Annotated in this window: 16 protein-coding genes; 2 read left to right on the top strand and 14 right to left on the bottom strand. The window is 51.8% G+C overall.

Annotated features, from left to right (window positions below; genetic code table 11):
• Positions 1-14 precede the first annotated feature (14 nt).
• The 14 genes from tssK to tssA all read right to left on the bottom strand — a co-directional run bounded on the left by tssK (position 15) and on the right by tssA (position 16,712).
• The gene (gene tssK / locus AB9F27_RS16210) at positions 15-1,355 is read right to left on the bottom strand and encodes a type VI secretion system baseplate subunit TssK (RefSeq protein ID WP_335586820.1); all 1,341 of its coding nucleotides are present in this window, start codon (positions 1,353-1,355) and stop codon (positions 15-17) included.
• 32 nt (positions 1,356-1,387) lie between these two features.
• Positions 1,388-2,839 (bottom strand): type VI secretion system-associated FHA domain protein TagH, encoded by a 1,452-nt coding sequence (tagH, locus tag AB9F27_RS16205; protein ID WP_335586821.1) that lies wholly within the window; start codon positions 2,837-2,839, stop codon positions 1,388-1,390.
• 8 nt (positions 2,840-2,847) lie between these two features.
• Positions 2,848-3,150, bottom strand: coding sequence for a PAAR domain-containing protein (locus AB9F27_RS16200; RefSeq protein ID WP_335586822.1), 303 nt, complete (start codon positions 3,148-3,150; stop codon positions 2,848-2,850).
• Positions 3,147-3,761, bottom strand: a complete 615-nt coding sequence (locus AB9F27_RS16195; RefSeq protein WP_335586823.1) for a DUF6931 family protein — start codon at positions 3,759-3,761, stop codon at positions 3,147-3,149. Before AB9F27_RS16195 ends, AB9F27_RS16200 begins: the two co-directional genes overlap by 4 nt.
• Positions 3,762-3,773: 12 nt before the next feature.
• The gene (locus AB9F27_RS16190) at positions 3,774-5,873 is read right to left on the bottom strand and encodes a type VI secretion system tip protein TssI/VgrG (protein ID WP_335586824.1); all 2,100 of its coding nucleotides are present in this window, start codon (positions 5,871-5,873) and stop codon (positions 3,774-3,776) included.
• 122 nt (positions 5,874-5,995) lie between these two features.
• Positions 5,996-8,749 (bottom strand): type VI secretion system ATPase TssH, encoded by a 2,754-nt coding sequence (tssH, locus tag AB9F27_RS16185; RefSeq protein WP_335586825.1) that lies wholly within the window; start codon positions 8,747-8,749, stop codon positions 5,996-5,998.
• A 44-nt stretch (positions 8,750-8,793) separates the two neighbouring features.
• Positions 8,794-9,786 carry a type VI secretion system baseplate subunit TssG gene (gene tssG, locus AB9F27_RS16180; protein WP_335586826.1) on the bottom strand — a complete coding sequence of 331 codons (993 nt, stop codon included), beginning with the start codon at positions 9,784-9,786 and terminating at the stop codon, positions 8,794-8,796.
• Complete coding sequence (gene tssF / locus AB9F27_RS16175) at positions 9,783-11,657, bottom strand: type VI secretion system baseplate subunit TssF (protein ID WP_335586827.1); 1,875 nt, start codon at positions 11,655-11,657, stop codon at positions 9,783-9,785. Before tssF ends, tssG begins: the two co-directional genes overlap by 4 nt.
• A 9-nt stretch (positions 11,658-11,666) precedes the next feature.
• Complete coding sequence (tssE, locus tag AB9F27_RS16170) at positions 11,667-12,161, bottom strand: type VI secretion system baseplate subunit TssE (protein ID WP_335586828.1); 495 nt, start codon at positions 12,159-12,161, stop codon at positions 11,667-11,669.
• Complete coding sequence (locus AB9F27_RS16165; protein ID WP_039002363.1) at positions 12,154-12,978, bottom strand: type VI secretion system accessory protein TagJ; 825 nt, start codon at positions 12,976-12,978, stop codon at positions 12,154-12,156. Before AB9F27_RS16165 ends, tssE begins: the two co-directional genes overlap by 8 nt.
• Before the next feature lie 79 nt (positions 12,979-13,057).
• Positions 13,058-13,543, bottom strand: a complete 486-nt coding sequence (locus tag AB9F27_RS16160; protein WP_335586829.1) for a type VI secretion system tube protein Hcp — start codon at positions 13,541-13,543, stop codon at positions 13,058-13,060.
• A gap of 80 nt (positions 13,544-13,623) precedes the next feature.
• Positions 13,624-15,111, bottom strand: coding sequence for a type VI secretion system contractile sheath large subunit (gene tssC / locus AB9F27_RS16155; RefSeq protein ID WP_369756298.1), 1,488 nt, complete (start codon positions 15,109-15,111; stop codon positions 13,624-13,626).
• A 3-nt stretch (positions 15,112-15,114) separates the two neighbouring features.
• The gene (gene tssB, locus AB9F27_RS16150) at positions 15,115-15,627 is read right to left on the bottom strand and encodes a type VI secretion system contractile sheath small subunit (RefSeq protein ID WP_039002360.1); all 513 of its coding nucleotides are present in this window, start codon (positions 15,625-15,627) and stop codon (positions 15,115-15,117) included.
• Between the two features lie 77 nt (positions 15,628-15,704).
• A complete protein-coding gene (tssA, locus tag AB9F27_RS16145) occupies positions 15,705-16,712 on the bottom strand; it encodes a type VI secretion system protein TssA (protein ID WP_335586700.1) in 1,008 nt (335 codons plus the stop codon).
• 322 nt (positions 16,713-17,034) lie between these two features.
• On the opposite strand from tssA, the gene AB9F27_RS16140 reads away from it, so the two are divergent.
• Together AB9F27_RS16140 and AB9F27_RS16135 are read left to right on the top strand one after the other, a co-directional pair.
• Positions 17,035-17,472, top strand: coding sequence for a hypothetical protein (locus AB9F27_RS16140; RefSeq protein WP_335586701.1), 438 nt, complete (start codon positions 17,035-17,037; stop codon positions 17,470-17,472).
• Between the two features lie 3 nt (positions 17,473-17,475).
• A complete protein-coding gene (locus AB9F27_RS16135; protein ID WP_335586702.1) occupies positions 17,476-18,096 on the top strand; it encodes a MotA/TolQ/ExbB proton channel family protein in 621 nt (206 codons plus the stop codon).
• The last annotated feature ends 26 nt before the right edge of the window (positions 18,097-18,122 follow it).

Here is an 18,122-nt window from a genome sequence, read left to right as displayed (position 1 = left end):
ATCTCACAATTCTTCTAGCTCTTACGGATCGCCCAGAGCTCCATTTTAAGCCCCGGATACTCTCCAGACACATGCACGGCGATGCCGCCCGAAGTGGTCATTTTTCCCCAATAGGGGTTGGTGCCATCCAATTCATAATACACACAATTCGCGTTGAATGGGATTTGGCGCGGCGCCACCGGAAGGGGCCGCATCGGAATGCCAGGCAAAGCCGAGTTCACCAACTGGCGAATTTCCTCAACAGGGCCAATCTTGGATTGCCCTACGAAATGCCGCCGCAAGTTTTCGGCAGGAATATCCGCGCTCACGGCAAGGACAAATCCAGCCGTGCTCAACAGTTTACGATCCGCAATCACACCAACGGAAATTCCGTATTTGCGTGGATCAAGCGGGATGGAAACCGCTGTTTGCTCCAACACAGCAGAGAGGTACTGGCGCAATAGTCGGATTACGGGCGCGAATGTCGCCGAGAGATCGTGGTGCTGATACGCCGGAAATTGCGGCGGGTGTTTTTCCGGTGCCATGAACGTCGAAAGCTCGCCTGCCAGCGAAACACAGTCCCGATAAAATTGAATGGGGTGTACATTTTCAATCATCTGGAGATGGCGTATCACGGGCAAGACGCGATTGATTGTCTGAAGCAAAAGGAAATCCTGAATTTCCGCCGCCCCTTTTGCACTGCCACTTTGGCTCATGCGGCCTGACAAAACGGTCATCCGATGGTTCAACAAACCCTCAAGTTCTTGCACAAACCCGTCGAGGGTTTGGGCCGCGCGCAGGTCAAGACAGGACGGAATAAACGCGCCATCCAAAATCACTTCTTGGTCTGGGCGCACCTCAACAATCCGCGCGATCGGAATGACCAAACGGTCGGCCAGATCATCAACCTCAAGCGCGAATTGCAGACGTAATTTCCCAACGGTCAGCGTCGCCGCCTTTTTGCCAGAGCCCGTAGTATCGGTAACTTCAACCTCAGAGGAGCGAAACCGTGTCGCCGACAATTCGGTCCCACTGGTATCGGCTTCGGCTGCGCCCTGACGGCGTTGCGGAACGCTTAAATAGACAACACAATCTTTGATTCCCGCGGGAACATCCAACGCTGGCGGGTGATCTTCGACATTAGGCACGCGAAACACGGTGCCGTCCTGTGTCAAACCCGAGCAGGATTTAATCGCGAATTGACCAACCTTTAGAACGTCTTGATCAATCTCGAGATCAGTAACGCCCCATGCATAGGGTGCAATACGCCGCGCCAAACCGGCAACGAGCGCTTCGGTGTATCGGTCTGCCTGTTGGAAATGGTGAGGCTGTAAAAACAGCCCCTCGGTCCACAATACTTTGCTATCCCACGACATATAGTTGCTTCAACTCCCAGCTAGGCTGTGCATCACTTCAACCTATCAAGCTGGTCTTGATAGGCCTTTGCGAATTCATTGCTAAATAGATCTTGGAAATCATTTTCCGCCTGATCCACTATCTCTTGATACTTATGTTCAAAACCGTCCCAATAGCTGGCCTTTTTATTCGTCAAAGGGGAGCGAAAACCACGATCAGACTCGATCAATTTCACCAGAGCTTTTGGCTCCATTTTTGCCAAAACCCCCTTCAAGGCGGCTTCCATTCCTGTCATCATTGCGACTTCATGCGCTTTGATATCGGTCAGAGCTTGTTCTGACGCAGCGACCGCATCCATGTATCCTTTGGTCGTTGGTTTCACCATACTCTCAATGGCTTGCTCGGGACTAACGGAAAATTTCAACGGGTTGTTCCCGCCATGACTGATCATGGTTTGATTAATCCGAAATTCCGATTTGATCGTTGCGCGAGTCATGAGAATTTCGCGCACACCAAGGATCATCGTGCGCATAACTTTCCCAAGACGGTCCATCGTTTCCTCAAGAGCATCGTCCGAACAGGACAAAGCCCCCTCGCCCAGCGCGTTCAAAAAGGCACGCGCGGCGCGATCATCCCCTGTGGTGGCAACCGGTGTCGCAACAGTTTGCGCCGTTAATGTTACTTCAACGCGGGGCGGCGGAGCGACAGGTGCAACATCCAATGGCTCTTCTGGAATTTCAACGATGGGCGTGGGAACAGGGGGGACTGCAAAGGGGTCTAAAGGCGAAGCATCCTGTGCATCTGAACCATCAATCGGGCCCAAATCGCCCAAATCCCAGTCGTCAGGAATTGCGCTTGACGCTGGGGCGGACGCTGAGAAGGAGTCCTCCAAAGAGGAAGAATGTTCAGAAATGCTCGCACCCTGATCGCGATTTTCCTCTTGCCGAGGCATCATTAAATCGTCGTCGTCATCGCCCATCGGCGGCATGAGTCCGTCATCCCCTATCTGGTCGCGTATCACGCTTTGGTGGCCCTGAATCGGCGTACTCGGACCAAGGAGGTCATCCAAGAAATCATCGCCCGATGAATCGTCTAGGACATCCATAATCTGGGCTGCGCCCGTTGTCAGTGGGGCGGATTGATAATCAGATTGTGACTCAAAGGAATCCGGCACTCCAGCAGGCACTCCAGCCGCGATCTCGACCAACAACTCATAGGTGCCAATCGACAAAATATCGCCGTCATTCAAAGGGGTGGGCGTGGGGCCAAGCGCGGCTTTATTGTAATTTAAGAAGGTGCCATTGGTCGAGAAATCAATAACCACAACATTGCCGCCATGATCCTCAATCGCACTGTGGCGTCCCGAAATCACTTTGTCGGGGTCGGGCAAAACGAGGTCGTTTTGATCGGAGCGCCCAATCGTCATCGACGCTCCAGACATCCGAAATGGCTGTGCATTGCCCGGAATGGTACCCGTCGATTGAAAATGTAAGATAACGGTCATTGTAGCGGCTATCCCCCCACAAGAACGGTTGGACATCCCGGCCCGGCGACAGCGCCACCGTGAGCCGTTGAATCGCCAATCCGCACAAGAGGTCGCCCACCGACCATAACAGTCGCGGACCCTTTGACCAGAGCATCAGGCGGACCAACGCAAATCGCCATATTTCCAAGCGGAGCGGCAGGCATCATTCCGATCAAAACGGTCGGAACTCCGGGCGGCGCAATCGGCCCCCCAACGTGAGGAATCGGCGGAATTCCCGGTGTAACCATCGGGCAAACGTGCATATCTGTAATACGAGCTGCGGGCGTCAAGACGGCATCTCCTGTGTGTCTTTTTGTTTGTTTAACGTAACATTGCCATTGCCGCCACGGGCAATATTCAGCGCTCGGTCGATCAACAATTTCGCCGTCACCGCGATATCCTCGCCCATGCCCATTGCGATAATATTCATCCCAAACGCTGACGACTGAGAGGCCCCCGCAGGCGCTGGGTATTGCGCAAGGTTTCCCGGTCCAAGCGTATCCGCACTAAAGACAACCGCGATCGCGCAATGCACTGTGTCGTCATCCATATCCGCAAGCTCAACGGCCACACGCGCCGCCTCTCTTGTTTCATCCGAGGGGCTTCGCACCCATTTTTCCGCCGCCAAAAGGGGGGCTGGAAGGCTTTCAACATCTGGCCCAGCAACATCGCGTGCGGCAAGGCATGCCCACCAACATCGTTCGCGCGGCGGCAAAGCAACAGACATCAAACGCAGAATATCGATATAGGCTTCCGCGCCGTCGAGTTCCTGTAAAACGGTCGAAACGCTGGCGTTCGCGGGCGCCTTTACTTTGGTACCCAGTTTCGCATTCGCCATAGCAAGCAATCGCACGGCGGGCTGATTTGGGACTTTTTTGAGGTCGGTGTAATCTGTCGTCATCCTGCGCCTCCCCTAGTTGATGGTGGTCAAACCGCCCTTTAAAACAAGCATCGCATCGCCCTTAACTTGGGTCATCGGCGCTTTGGCCTCGATCATAGCGGTGCCCTCTATCTTGATCATCGGCCCTTTAATTGTAACCCCGCTTGGGTCAATTTTAATGCTTGATGGGCCGACTTTCAAAGTGATCGACTGCATTGCCGTCATGTCAATTTTACCAGCCTTTGTGTCCAAAGTGAAATTGCCCATCGAAATCGTTGTGGATTCATTGCCGGATTTTATCTCTCGCTTGACGTTGCCTTGCTTGACGGTCTCGGTCACATTTCCGGTAATTACCTGCGTAGACTTCCCCTCGATCGTCTCAGTTTTGTCCTTCTTGACCGCAATCGTTTGTTCGCCCGCTGATACGGTAAATGTGTGATTACCTTTTTCAATAATCTCATCCAGATTGTTCTCAATCTCAACCTTCATACTCTTTTCGCCATCAGCTTCCGCCTTAAGGCAATCCTCTTCGTAAGGGTATCCGACCTTGACGTGGGCGCTGTTTTTGATGGTTTGAACGTAGTCCTTTTCGGACTGAAACCGCACCAACTCATCGCCCTTCTTGTCCTCAAACATAAGTTCGCTAAAGCCACCGCCGCTCTTGGAACTGTTGGTTTTCATCCCCATCCGCGTTGCGTTTTTGGGCAACTCATACGGTGGCATGTTGTCTGCGTTATATAGCACTCCTGTGCAAATTGGGCGATCGGGGTTTCCTTCCTCAAACTGAATGACAACTTCGTGGCCAATTCTAGGAATCGCAATTGTGCCCCAGTTTTTACCAGCCACTGGCATCATTGTTCTGATCCAACACGTCGTCTTATCATCGTATTTGCCTTCGCGATCCCAATGGAACTGAACCCTAATACGACCATACTTATCCGTATGGATTTCCTCGCCACTCGGCCCCGTTACGACGGCGGTTTGAACACCGTGTATTTCTGGCTTAGGAGTAATCTCCGGCATTCTAAAAGCGGCATCTTTTCTAACAACTTTGCATTGAATACGTGTGTGCTCATACTCGCTCAGCCCAAAAGCTTCTCGTTCTTTTAGCAAAGGCTTTATTTTGGAACCACTCCCTGCTTCCAAAAGAAAATATTGCTTGAGTTCAGTTATCATGAAGTCTTCAGACCCCGTGTCGTGCCGAGGATGATCAATCAACTCGAATGTATCACCAACACCGAGGTTCAAAATATTCCCCTCGGCACTCCACGATTGAAAGGCTGCGGCCGTCGCATCCATCTGATATTTCGAAAAATTTTCCCCAACTTCGGTTTCAAGATAGCGGCCTGGATATTTGTAAATTTCGTAATCGCTATAGGTGTGACTGCCACTGTCCTTCGAGGCCACAGATGTGAGATCTGCTTTAGGTCTCTCAAAATTATAGTCATCCAGAGTTACTTTTCCGCTGACAACCTTCTCCGCCGCGTCCCATCGATAAAAATGGTCCAATTGCAGTTCTGCTTCGTCGTCGCGAAAGGGAAGTTTGCTGTCGACTTTCACGTTAGAATGCGCCGCGATCGAGTCCGCCAGTACCATTTTCGCCTGACTATCCTTGTATTGAAAAAAGAAGTAAATTCCCTCTTCCTCAAGAAGGCGCGTGATGAATTCAAGATCCGTTTCACGGTACTGAACGCAATACTCGCGTACCGCCTCAGCCCCCGAAAGGGAAGTTTTCAAGTTAGCGCTAAAACCGTGTTCGCTCAGGACATTCTTTACAATTTCGGTGGTTGTCTGGTTCTGAAAAATGCGATTGTCTTGCTTCCTAGACAAAAACCAAATCCATGGTCGAATTTCGGCGAGGTAATGACCATTTCCCGATGACGACCCCAAATATTCCGCACACACGCAAATACCGCAAAAGTACTGCTGTTTTTCGTCCTCTCCGAAAATCTTGACATCCATACTTTTGCCGACGAACTCACCCAAATCTAACAAGAGATCATTTGACACAAATTCGATCCGCGCTAGGGGCACGGTATTCATTGCCCCCTCAACGATTCCGGCAATAAGTTTGACAGGAAGTTCTTGCCCATCGGCAGTCATCTCCATGGCATAATTTGATTTGCTTTTCATGCCATCCCCCTTTTGATTACGGCGCCGATCGTGCCCAAGTCAGGCCGATTTTCAGTTTATTCAAAGCTAGCAGGCAAACCCAAGAACCCTCAGGTGTGCCTACCATATTCGAGAATGTCTATTTATTCAAAGCTATAGACAAAATCGTGGTCTTTCACATCGATGGACACTTTGGACACATGCTTGCCCTCCATCATGCGCGTCAAAAATTCCGAAGAAATTTCAGGCAACATGGTGTTGGTCACAATAGTGTCGATCATCCGCCCACCAGACTCAAGTTCCTGACAGCGATTCACAATTTCATCAACCACAGCGTCGGTATATTCAAACGGAACACCGTGATTTTCCATGGTCCGCTTTTTGATACGGTTCAATTGAAGGACAGTGATCTTGCCGATCATATCCGGAGACAAAGGATAATAGGGGATGGTCACAAGACGACCCAACAAGGCTGCTGGGAAAATCTTGAGCAACGGTTCCCGCAGCGCCTTGGTTATACCATCAATTTCAGGCATCAATTCTGGGTCGGCGCACATATCCATAATCAGGTCAGAGCCCGCATTTGACGTAAGCAAAATCAATGTATTCTTGAAATCGATGACCCGTCCTTCTCCGTCTTCCATGACACCTTTATCAAAGACTTGGAAAAACACCTCGTGCACATCCGGGTGGGCCTTTTCAACCTCATCCAAAAGCACAACGGAATAGGGTTTGCGGCGCACAGCTTCGGTCAAAACGCCGCCTTCGCCGTAGCCCACATAGCCGGGAGGTGCCCCTTTCAGGCTGCTGACCGTATGCGCTTCCTGATATTCGGACATATTGATCGTGATGACATTTTGCTCACCGCCATACAGAACTTCGGCGATTGCCAAAGCGGTTTCCGTTTTGCCCACGCCGGATGTCCCCGCCAGAAGGAAAACACCAATTGGCTTGGACGGATTGTCCAATTTTGCACGGCTGGTTTGGATACGTTTGGCGATCATTTTCATCGCGTGATCTTGGCCGATGACCCGCTTGGCGAGATGCGTTTCAAGGTTCAAAACTGTTTCCAGCTCGTCACTCACCATGCGCCCAACCGGAATCCCAGTCCAATCCCCAATAACCGTCGCGACGGCCTGTTCATCGACAATCGGAAGGATCAGGCCTGTTTCGCCTTGAAGCGCCTGAAGTTCGATATTTTTGGCTTTGAGTTGCGCCATCAACTCGGCGCGCGCTTCTGCATCCAGAACAGACGTCTCAGCCGCTTGCGCTTCCTCCCCTTCTGGAAGGTCTTCACTTTGCACAGCCTCGGCCACGGGATCATTCGCAGTATCAACCGCCGCCGCGCCTTCGCGCAACTGAGCTCGCAAGTCGAGGATGTCTTTGACGACAACCTTCTCCGCTTCCCAACGCACATCCAGCTCAGCGAGACGCGTTTCTTCGGATTTCTTGAGTTCCGAAATGACCATACGCCGATCTTCGACGTCATAACCGGCGGTACCATCGCGGTCGATAATCTCAAGCTCGGTGGTCAAAGAATCGATGCGCTTGCGGCAATCATCCACTTCGGCTGGAACGGCGTGTTGGCTAATCGCGACCCGCGCACAGGTTGTATCAAGCACGCTTACCGATTTGTCGGGCAATTGGCGGGCGGGAATATACCGCGCAGACATCTTAACTGCAGCTTCGATTGCCTCATCAAGGACCTGAACGCCGTGGTGTTTCTCGAGCATCGACGCGATGCCCCGCATCATCAAAATCGCTTTAGGGACACTGGGCTCTTCCACTGCAACCACTTGGAAACGACGCGACAATGCCGGATCTTTTTCGATATGTTTTTTATACTCGGCCCAAGTTGTCGCGCCAATCGTTCTAAGTGTACCACGTGCCAACGCAGGTTTGAGCAAGTTGGCGGCATCGCCCGTTCCCGCAGCGCCACCCGCACCAACAAGCGTGTGCGTCTCGTCGATAAACATAATAATCGGCGTGGCAGAAGCCTGAACTTCTTCAATCACGGCCTTAAGACGGTTTTCAAACTCGCCCTTCATTGAGGCACCCGCCTGCAATAGACCCACATCAAGCGCCAAAAGGCGTGCACCTTGCAACGCAGGCGGTACATCGCCGCGGGCAATCCGAAGGGCAAAGCCTTCAACGACCGCCGTTTTACCAACACCCGCCTCGCCCGTGAGGATCGGGTTGTTTTGCCGACGGCGCATAAGCACATCGACAATCTGGCGAATTTCCTGATCGCGCCCAACAATAGGGTCGATTTTGCCGTCTTTGGCTTGCTGGGTCATATCTGTGCAATACTGCTGAAGGGCCTCTTCCTTGCCCATCGACGCAGGAGACATCGCGCCTGATGCTTCACCCGGAACCGCACCGCCACCCGTCTGCGAGCCGTCCATCGCTACCAATGACTCTTCGGGGGACCCTTCTGTGATGGTGGCGAAATTATCGGCCAAATCATCTGGAAGGATACGCGCGAACTCTTTTGAAATTCCAAGAAAAATATTCTGCAACTGCTTGGTTTTCATCATCCCGAGAACCAAGTGACCGGTGCGAACTTGCGACGCTGAATACAACAGCGAGCCGTAAACCCATGCCCGCTCCATCGCATCTTCGAGGTGCTGGGACAGGTCGGAAATCGTGCTTGCGCCACGCGGAAGCGCATCCAATGCACGCGTCATATCCGAAGCAAGGCGTGATTGATCGACTTTGTAATGCGTGATGATTTTATGAAAATCGCTGTCAGGAAGCTGTACGATTTGCGCCAACCAATGTACGATTTCAACATAGGGGTTGCCCCGCATTTTACAAAAAACTGTGGCACCCTCGACGGATTTATACCCCAGCGAATTCAGCTTTCCAAACAAAGCAACGCGACTGATCTCGGTCATAATATTGTCCTTCCCATTACAGCTGCCCTGCTAAATTCCGGCTGCTAGTTTTTTTGTAAATTTCTCGGTTCTAGATACAATTCACCTGCATCTTTATTCGTGTCACGCTCGCCGACCCACGTCGTATACCCCAAGCGCGCATCTTGGCCTAAAATCATCGCGGGCACTTGGTCCCCGCGCAGAATAATGTTCACATCCCAATCCAACACATCGCCCACATAGTTGCGCACAATCGCCACCAGTTTTTCAATCGCCATGCTGCCCGGCATCAATCGTTTGTATTCCTCAAGGGAAACCGGTCCGACAATTAGCCGGAACTTAGCCGCCCGAGACCATACCCGCGTGCCAACACTTGTAGTTTGCCCAAGCCCACCGGGCGCGCCAAGTTGCCAGCGATCTTCTGGTTCAAGCTCAAGCCAACTGCCGACAAATTCCTGCAAATGAAACTTCGCGTGAAAAAAACTCGAAAGCAGCGCAACCAGCCCCTCAGCATTTTTCGCTCCCTGCGCCAATTGGCCGGAGAAATGGCGTTTGGATAGGTCGGGCATCGCATCTCGGTTGCGCAGGTGTTCGCCGTGCAATCCAGCGAGCGCTGCGACGTGGCTTTCGAACTCGGAATCGCTTCCCCGATCAAAATCTACTGCAGGCTGCCCCGTGACCCATGCGCGGTATAACAAGCTCATCAATCGATGCGTCAGCATATTCGCAAAGGCAACGAAAGATGGGTCTCGATTGTTGATTTGGCGTTCGCGCGCATACTCCGTCAGGTGCACAGGTAGTGGGCCGTTCGGGCCGAAAAAGCCGAAGAACCGATTGATCAATTGCGCCGGACCGTTGGCATCTGGTGGGGTAAATGAGCGGATCGTCGTTGGTGGAAACGCCATGCGCGCCTCTTGACCCAAACGCACCGCATCTTCGCGCGGACGCCGTGAGCGCCCAAGCTCTGGTGAGTCGGGAAACTGCGCTTCGATGATCCGCAGCGCGAGGAAAATATGGTGGGACTCTGGGGATTCTGTGAGGTTTTCGAAATGCGTCAAATCACCCTCCCCAGTCCGGTTTCCGGACGCCAACGGGCGATTTCGCCATTTTGCTGGGTTGTGAGAACCGTTTCCGTGAAGCTGTTGATTGTCACATATTTACGAAAGAAACGCTCCAAAACCGAGCCGAGTAAATAAACGCTCGCACCTTCAAAAAAGCTCTCGTCCATTTCGAGCTTGATTTCCAAACCACGCACGGCGGTGGACAGGCCGCCGTCACTTATTCGCCGCACAATCGGGCGACTTGAAACCGAAGTAATCCCCTCCAATTGCTTGTTGGTCGCGCGATCCCCTTTGGGTGCATAAAGGCCAACCAATTCCCGCAATGCGGCGGCGCCTTCGCCCGTGTCGGTATCGGCGATCGACAAATAATTCAAACTAAGGTGACTGATAAGCCGCCACGCCGCGTCGCCTTGTGCCAATGTCGGACGGGGACGCGTGGGATTTATGGGGGTGCGCACCATGCTCACGGGCCCGCCGTCGGGCAGGTGAAACAGATCGGTTTCGCCAGTTGGGAGTAGGATCGGCAGGTCGCGATTTGTAACCATCGCACGCGCCGAAAGTTGTGACATTTCGGCACTATAAGGAGCCTGGTTCGCGTCGACCAAAGTGAGATAGGCTTCGGAACCTAAGTAACTTGTCCGCGCACCCTTGAGGCGCTCTTTTTCCGTACGCTGCCGCATTTTGCGTTTTATTGTATAAAACGACGCATGCTGGTCGCCCGCCGGAGAGAAGTCATCCGCGGAATAAAATGGCCGCAGTTCAATATCCTCTTGGCCCTCAGCGCGAATGCCCATCACGTTCAACAGGGAATATATTTCAAAACTTTGGCCTGAAGTGCGATCCGCCACAACATGATGTTCAACGTTATTGCTCGAAACCTGAACCCGATCACATCGCTTTTCAAACAGGTTGATCGCAGGCACACAATTGAGGGAAAACGCCTCTGGCGTTACCCCAGATTCGATTTCCGGCTTCCCGTCTCGCAGCAAGATATAGACATCCATTGCGTCGCCAACCGCACGGGACAGCCCCGCCGAAAGATCGCCGATTTCAAGAAAATGAAACCGCTCCGGCATTGCAAAATACTCTTGCAACAAACGGTATCCATCAAAGGATTGACGCGGGGTTGGCAAGAGGGCTTCCTCCCGCGAAAAACCAAGTGGCTCAACCCGCGACTTAAGGGGCTTGGTCCAATCCGCACGCGGATCCGTAGAGCGCGCAACGATGCCTGTGTTTTCAGTGCACAAAAGCTGATGCAACTGCCAGCCCAGCGCACCTTTCCCACCCAAAAACAGGTTCAAACGGTCCAGCCCCAATTCACCTATGGGGGCATTTCCGTGGCGTTTAATCCGTAGCCTAATCGCTGCGCGCGCCTCGATATTTGACGCAACCCCAGCGGCAACCAACGCGCCGCGCCCATCAATGTATTCGGCCTCAGATATTTCAATGGGCCACAAAGTCATTTCGGCAGCGGTTCGAAATTCGCAGGCCGTCTGTAATCCATTGGTTAACCGCGACCGAAGCCGTGTGTTGCGGGGCATGACGTGACCATCTGCAAGCGACGCATTCTCCATATCGGGCTGGAGTTGCGCAACCATCATCGACGGAATTGGCGCGAGATAATGCGGGTAGATAATTTCGAGCAAATGACTGGTAAACGCCGGATATTGCATCTCGAGTTCAAGCTGCACCCGCGCCGACAGAAAGGCACTTCCCTCAAGCAACCGCTCAACATAGGGGTCTAGAACTTCGACACCATCCATGCCCAAACGCGCTGCGATTTTTGGATAGGAATCGGCAAACTCCGCCCCCATCTCGCGCAAAAATGTCAGCTCTTGTTCGTAGTGTTTAAGAAGGCGTGTGTCCATTCTGTCCTATTAATCGCTTTCCAACTGTAACTGACCTGTTGTCAAATCAACCTGTGACCGAAGGTACAACTCCATCGGAAGGGGCTGTGCCCACATGTCCGCACGAATGTCGAACTCAACAATCGTCTGACTGCCATCTTTGTTCTTACGTTCCAAAATTTCCAAAGTACCCTCTTTGATACGAGGCTCAAAAAGGGTGATCGCACGATGAATCGACTTGCGAATTTCTGCGGCTCTTTTCTCTGTTGAAAAGTCGCCCGATACTTCCCTGACACCGTAATTTAGTACCGATTTACGCACCTGAGGATGCTCGTCTTCATCAATGATCGTGTCCAGATTATTGCAATTCAACAGCCATGCAAGGTCACGCCGAATGATGTCGCGCAACCGCCGTAAATTGATCACCCGCGCATCATGGGTCTCGTTCTTGTTTTCAGGCTCAAGATCGGTCAATCGATCTAACAAAGAGGGCTGCAATCTCTCTGTTATGGTCTTATCAGCCATCGGTTTCCCCCTCGCCAACCGGTAGCGCATCCATTTCAAGGGAACGCAGATCCATCAGCGGGGTTTCCGAAGCATCCGTCGTTATCAAACGCTGTCCGTTTCCGACAAACGTCTCCGACCCAAGGTCCGACCATGTTGTTGCGCGTGAAAGCATGGCGGCATCGTCGCCCGATTGGTAAGTTCCCGTATAACGGGTTGGAATCAAGGCAACAAACTCGCCGCCATTTTGAACAGTGAGTTGCGCAGCGGTCCACACAGAATCCCGTAGATCTTCGGGCGCTTCAACGGTCATGGTACGGATGGCACTAAACGGCATCCAAAAATATCGCCCGTTGACGATGATTTCCAAGATAGGGCCAAGCCGCATATCCGCATCCGCGATCCACTCAAATCGCTGGCCGTTAATGACGCCGCCCATATCCGGCACAAGGTCAAAGGCTTTGCCGCGTAAATCCGCGGCCTGTCCGGCATTCCCGAGGGCCAAGGCTTTGTTCGCCTCGATCATCAGCGCGACCCATTGAACCGGGTCGCCAAAAATGAGGGGGTCTTTCTCGCCGGCGAAAACCTTTTCGCGAAATACTTCGCAAATGATCGCCTCGCGATAGGCCTGTGCCATTGGAATGGCGATAGGGTCAAGCTCGGCAGACAGTTTCAACTGTGCCACGGCACGTTTCCAGTCACCCATCACACATAGCAATTGAAACAGGAAAATCCGCAATTTTGCGTCACCGGGATTGGCGCGAACTGCGGACTGAAGCGCATCGAGGGCGCCCCGCAAATCGTTAGCTTGTAACAACTCTCTTGCATCGGCGGTCAAAAGCGTTCTCCCCTAGAATTCTCTAAAAATAAGGTCGTCGCCCCAAGATTTTGGGGCGACGTATTTCCTAAAACAAACCCTATTTGGGTTCGTTTGCACCAATGTTCCACTTGAACTCTTTGACTGTGCCGGATTCGCCAGTGTCTTTTTGCTCAGTGTATTTCACTTCAAATTTCTCAAAATTGAATGAGACATTTTCTGTCAAACGGTCTTCTCCGCCCGAACCGCCACTGCTTACAGAAGTAACCAACACGTTTTCCATTTTGATGATCATATACTCGAGAGGCTTTTTACCAGCCTTGCGAACAGTCAGAGTCGCCGAAGGAAAATGGTCACCATTCGCGCAATAGAGCTGGAGAATTGGCGATGACAAATCGAGCCATTTCGTAACGCTTATGTCTTGAAAGTTTGCTTTGCCCGAGCCACCGCCGCCGCCGCTGTGAAAGCTACCTGCGTTGCTTATTCCCCATGACCACGCAAGAACATCGATCTCACCTTTATGCGTGCCATCTTTTGACTCGCCTGTGATTTCGCCTTCGATATCAAGAAACATGTCTAATGCCATGTGTATTCTCCTAAACTAATTTTGCGGTAAATTCCGCGGTAAAAATGATGGATGACGCGCCGATTTTGGCGCGCCAAAGGTCAGGATTTTTCTGACGGTAGCTTTGAAACTAACCGCAAAGAAGCCGAAAGGCCTTCAAGTTGGTAATGCGGCCGCAAGAAAAATTTCGAAGTGTAGTACCCTGGATTTCCTTCGACTTCTTCAACCACAACACTTGCTGCTGCAAGCGGCTTGCGGGCTTTTTCGCCCTCGCTTGAGATATTCGACGAGTGGTCGATATATTGGTCGATCCATTTTTGTAAAAAGAGCTGCATATCTTCGCGGCTTTTGTACGACCCGACCTTGTCACGCACCATACACTTCAAGTAGTGTGCAAAACGACATGTCGCAAAAAGATATGGCAAACGTGCCGCAAGGTTTGCGTTTGATGTCGCATCCGGATCATCATATTCCGCCGGAAGATGCAGAGATTGCGCGCCAATAAAGGCCGCCATATCTGTATTCTTACGGTGGATAAGAGGCATCAACCCGCCTTTGGCAAGCTCTGCTTCGCGACGATCCGAAATACCGATTTCGGTTGGGCATTTCATATCAACGCCGCCGTCATCCGTTGGGAAGGTGTGTGTTGGCAAATTGTCAACTGTCCCGCCGGATTCAACGCCCCGGATACGACTACACCAGCCATATTCCTTGAAGGAACGGTTGATATTGGTTGCCATGCCATAAGCCGCATTTACCCAAGCAAAGTTTTCGGATTCAGCATTGCCAGTGTCTTCTTCGAAGGCAAATTCCTCGACAGGATTGGAATTCGCGCCATAGGGCTGGCGGCCAAGGAAACGTGGCATTGTCAGGCCAAGGTATTTTGAATCTTCTGATTTGCGGAGGGAATTCCACGCGGCATATTCAGGTGTGCCGGTGATCTTGGTCAAATCACGTGGATTCGCCAATTCCTGCCAGCTTTCAAACTGCATCAAAGAAGGGTCAGCGCCCGTGATGAACGGCGCGTGTGCCGCTGCGGCGACTTTGGCCATTTCGCCAAGAAGCTCAACATCTGGAGCGGAGTGGTTGAAGTGGTAATCGCCAACCAAACAGCCATAAGGCTCGCCGCCAAACTGACCGAATTCTTCCTCGTAGAGCTTCTTGAAGATCGGTGATTGATCCCAAGCTGCGCCTTTGAATTTGCGGAGCGTTTTGTGCAAATCCTTTTTCGAGATATTCATGACGCGAATTTTCAAGTTCTCGTCTGTCTCAGTGTTATTCACCAGATGATGAAGGCCGCGCCATGCGCTTTCCAACTGCTGGTATTCTTCGTTGTGAATGATCGCATTGATCTGAACGGACAGTTTTTTGTCAATTTCGGAGATGATAGATTCAATCGATTGAAGTACATCGTCAGAAATCAGACCCGTGTTCGCAAGCGCATGTTGCGCAAGTGTTTTAACCGCAGTTTCGACCGCAGATTTTGCAGTATCAGTGCGCGGCTTAAATTCTTTGGTCAACAGGCTCGCGAAATCGGCTTCTTGAGTTTGTGTCGCGCCAACTTCGTCGACTTTTGCTTCTTCAGCCATGGGTTATTCCTCCCCTGCGTCTGCATCTGTAGCAGCAGGAATTGCCGCCAGAGATTTCAGAAGTTCAGGATTATTCATTGCGTCGGCGATCAATTCTTCGGCGCCAGGCTTGCCATCCATGTATGTCATCAGGTTTGACAATTCGTTGCGCGCATCCATCAACGCTTTGAGCGGCGCGACCTTGGCGGCAATGGCACCGGGTGAAAATTCGTCCATGCTTTCAAACGACAAATCAACCGACATATTGCCTTCGCCTGTTAGGGTATTAGGAACGGAGAATGCAGCGCGTGGCTTCATCGCCTTCATGCGGCTATCAAAATTATCAACGTCGATTTCCAGGAACTTTCGGTCAGCAATGCCGGGTTGCGGCACTTCCGATTTTCCAGCGAGGTCCGACATAACGCCCATAACGAAAGGAAGTTGAACTTTTTTCTCGGCACCATACAATTCAACATCGTATTCGATCTGTACGCGTGGCGCTCGATTTCGCGCAATAAACTTCTGTGAACTTGACATATATTTCTCCGTTTTGTTGGACTTAGCGGTACATTTTCACTTTCGGGCACTCGTGGCGGCAAAGTGCCTCGGCCTTGTTATTCTTCGTCGGAAATCCCCCCAACCCGCATGACATTATCAACTCCGTCAGGGGCCATATCCTTCATGATGGTCAAGAAATCAGCGCCAATCAAACGTTTGGCGCGGTGCAACATTACCGGGACGGGGCTGGAGGGTTCGTTGGCCGAATAATAGGCCAGAATCCTGTCGATTGCATTTTCGACATCTCGGCGTGTTGAAATTGTACCAGCGGGCGCAGAGGTTGCCTTGACGGGCGCGACGCCGCCCTCCTCAACTTCTTCTGCGATTTCTTCAACGTCCGCGCCAACCTCATTGCCCAACCGCACCACGGCACGATTGACCATCTTCACTAGGGGCGAAAGATCAGGACCAAGGCCCGGAATTTTCTCATCAAAGATACCGTCAATCGCGCGCACGTCTTCAAGTACGGCAAGGGCGCTATCGTAAATGAGCCTCAATTCTTCACTGTCAGTGTCTTGAAATGCTGCAGAAATCCCAGCGGCATCGAGCGTCTGCTCAGCGCCCGCAGAGGCCGTGGCCTCACCCTCTGAAATCGCAATATCGCGCAACGAAATGCGTCCAAACGCCTGACTCATAGTCAGAGGCGCGAGGCGAATCCATTTGAGCATCATATCGGAATCAGACATTCCCAAAATTGTATTCACACGCAGCGTCGGATCATCATCATCTTCGTCATCCAACTGTGGATGGCAGCTTTCCCAATACTGCTCCAAACAGCCCCGAATATAGCCCGTGACATCCGCAAGTCCTTCAAAGCCCTGCGTGCGCACACGAGAGGCCGCCAGATACACAGCCGCACGCAAATCGTGACTACGCTCCAAAACGGCCGTCGCTTTTTCAATTATTTCCGCGTCTTTGGGCGCCTCCGCCTCAATGATCTGATCTCCAACTTGACGCTCTTCGCCGGGCTGTACCGCAAGCAGCAAGGAGGCAAAAATAGCGTCATATTCTAAATCTTCACCACTCGGAGCATCATCTCCGAAGTTTACTAAAAGCGAATTCAAATCAGACTCCCCCGACAATTTGGGCTCACAGAACCCCAAATCTATTATTAAACCAGATTACAGTACAATCTTTTTGAGGTGCAGGACCGCAAAACACCGCTCCGGAATATTATTATAAAAGAGCCAATTAGCTCATGAAAATAGTTTTATATAAGCACGAGTTTGAACTCCTGCGGGTCTTGTTCGCAATATCAGCCCTTACGCTATCAGATAAATCAAACATTTCCAGAAGTTATCTGATGAATGAGAGAGAAAATATTCCTTGACCGCTCCGAGTCTCTCCACGCATCGTGAAAAGGACCGAGGTAGAGGAGCCTAATCCATGAATTCTTTTCGTACCGCTGCTTTAATAGCAGGCGCAATTGCATCTTCAATGTTCGCGCATCCCACACTCACCCGCGCGGATACAGGACAGCTCTCAATTGAGTTGAATAAATTTGAATCAAATGAGAATGGAGGATGCCAAGCCTTCTTCCTCTTTCGCAACCAGACGGATCTGACTTTCGAAGGTTTTGAAATGTCCTTCGCCGTTCTCAACAATGAAGGGGTTATTGATCGCCTCCTCACAATCGACGCGGCCCCGCTTCCAGCCGCGCGCACGACTTTGAAACTGTTTGAAATTCCAGAAACGACCTGCGACGGAATATCAGCGCTTTTGTTGCATGAGCTTGCCTCTTGTCGCCCACAAAACGCCGAGGAAATGGATTGTTTTCCCCTCCTTGATTTGATCAGCCGCACCAACGCCAGTCTGGAGAAATAGCCTATGCAACAGCTCCTCGGAATCTTGACCAGTGGGGGGCCCATCGTTCTGGTTCTTCTCGTTCTTTCGGTGTGTTCTCTGGCGCTCATTGGTGTCAAACTCGTCCAGCTTCGGGGCACAATTTCCAATGGTGAAGCGCAGAAAGCCGCGCTTGAAAAATGGGCCACGGGCGACAAACGCGCAGCCATTCAATGCATGGAATCAGCGGCGACACCTGCTGACAACATTACCCTCGTAGCCATGCAGGCTTTAGCATCGGGCCAAAATTCGGATGCCATCGACGGCGATCTAGAATGGCGCGGCAATCAAGAAATATCCGGCTTGCAGCGGCACATTCCGCTTTTGGAATTGATCGCCATGATCAGCCCTTTGTTGGGTCTGCTTGGCACAGTCCTCGGCATGATCCAGTCGTTTCAGGAACTCGCTTTGGCGGAGGGTGCCGCAAACGCGTCCCTTTTGGCGGCCGGTATTTGGCAAGCCCTTTTAACCACAGCAGCGGGCCTCTTGGTCGCGATTCCTGCGGCCGTCGGCGCGGCCCTTCTCAATACGCGCGTCGAGCGGGTGGCCCAGCAAATTGAATCCTCAACAGGCCAGCTTTTTGCACTGAACCAAAAGAAACCCTAGTCAAAACGACACCCAATTTTCAGAAG

Source organism: Falsihalocynthiibacter sp. CO-5D18 (genome assembly GCF_041205445.1).
Classification (GTDB): domain Bacteria; phylum Pseudomonadota; class Alphaproteobacteria; order Rhodobacterales; family Rhodobacteraceae; genus Falsihalocynthiibacter; species Falsihalocynthiibacter arcticus.
The sequence above is the reverse complement of the archived record's forward strand: the minus strand, read 5'-3'. Positions and strand labels throughout refer to the sequence as shown.

Excerpts from the sequence above, each read along its gene's own strand:
- tssK (WP_335586820.1), bottom strand. The coding sequence starts at position 1,355 with ATGTCGTGGGATAGCAAAGTATTGTGGACCGAGGGGCTGTTTTTACAG.
- tagH (WP_335586821.1), bottom strand. The coding sequence starts at position 2,839 with ATGACCGTTATCTTACATTTTCAATCGACGGGTACCATTCCGGGCAAT.
- AB9F27_RS16195 (WP_335586823.1), bottom strand. The coding sequence starts at position 3,761 with ATGACGACAGATTACACCGACCTCAAAAAAGTCCCAAATCAGCCCGCC.
- AB9F27_RS16190 (WP_335586824.1), bottom strand. The coding sequence starts at position 5,873 with ATGAAAAGCAAATCAAATTATGCCATGGAGATGACTGCCGATGGGCAA.
- tssH (WP_335586825.1), bottom strand. The coding sequence starts at position 8,749 with ATGACCGAGATCAGTCGCGTTGCTTTGTTTGGAAAGCTGAATTCGCTG.
- tssF (WP_335586827.1), bottom strand. The coding sequence starts at position 11,657 with ATGGACACACGCCTTCTTAAACACTACGAACAAGAGCTGACATTTTTG.
- tssE (WP_335586828.1), bottom strand. The coding sequence starts at position 12,161 with ATGGCTGATAAGACCATAACAGAGAGATTGCAGCCCTCTTTGTTAGAT.
- AB9F27_RS16160 (WP_335586829.1), bottom strand. The coding sequence starts at position 13,543 with ATGGCATTAGACATGTTTCTTGATATCGAAGGCGAAATCACAGGCGAG.
- tssC (WP_369756298.1), bottom strand. The coding sequence starts at position 15,111 with ATGGCTGAAGAAGCAAAAGTCGACGAAGTTGGCGCGACACAAACTCAA.
- tssB (WP_039002360.1), bottom strand. The coding sequence starts at position 15,627 with ATGTCAAGTTCACAGAAGTTTATTGCGCGAAATCGAGCGCCACGCGTA.
- AB9F27_RS16140 (WP_335586701.1), top strand. The coding sequence starts at position 17,035 with ATGAATTCTTTTCGTACCGCTGCTTTAATAGCAGGCGCAATTGCATCT.
- AB9F27_RS16135 (WP_335586702.1), top strand. The coding sequence starts at position 17,476 with ATGCAACAGCTCCTCGGAATCTTGACCAGTGGGGGGCCCATCGTTCTG.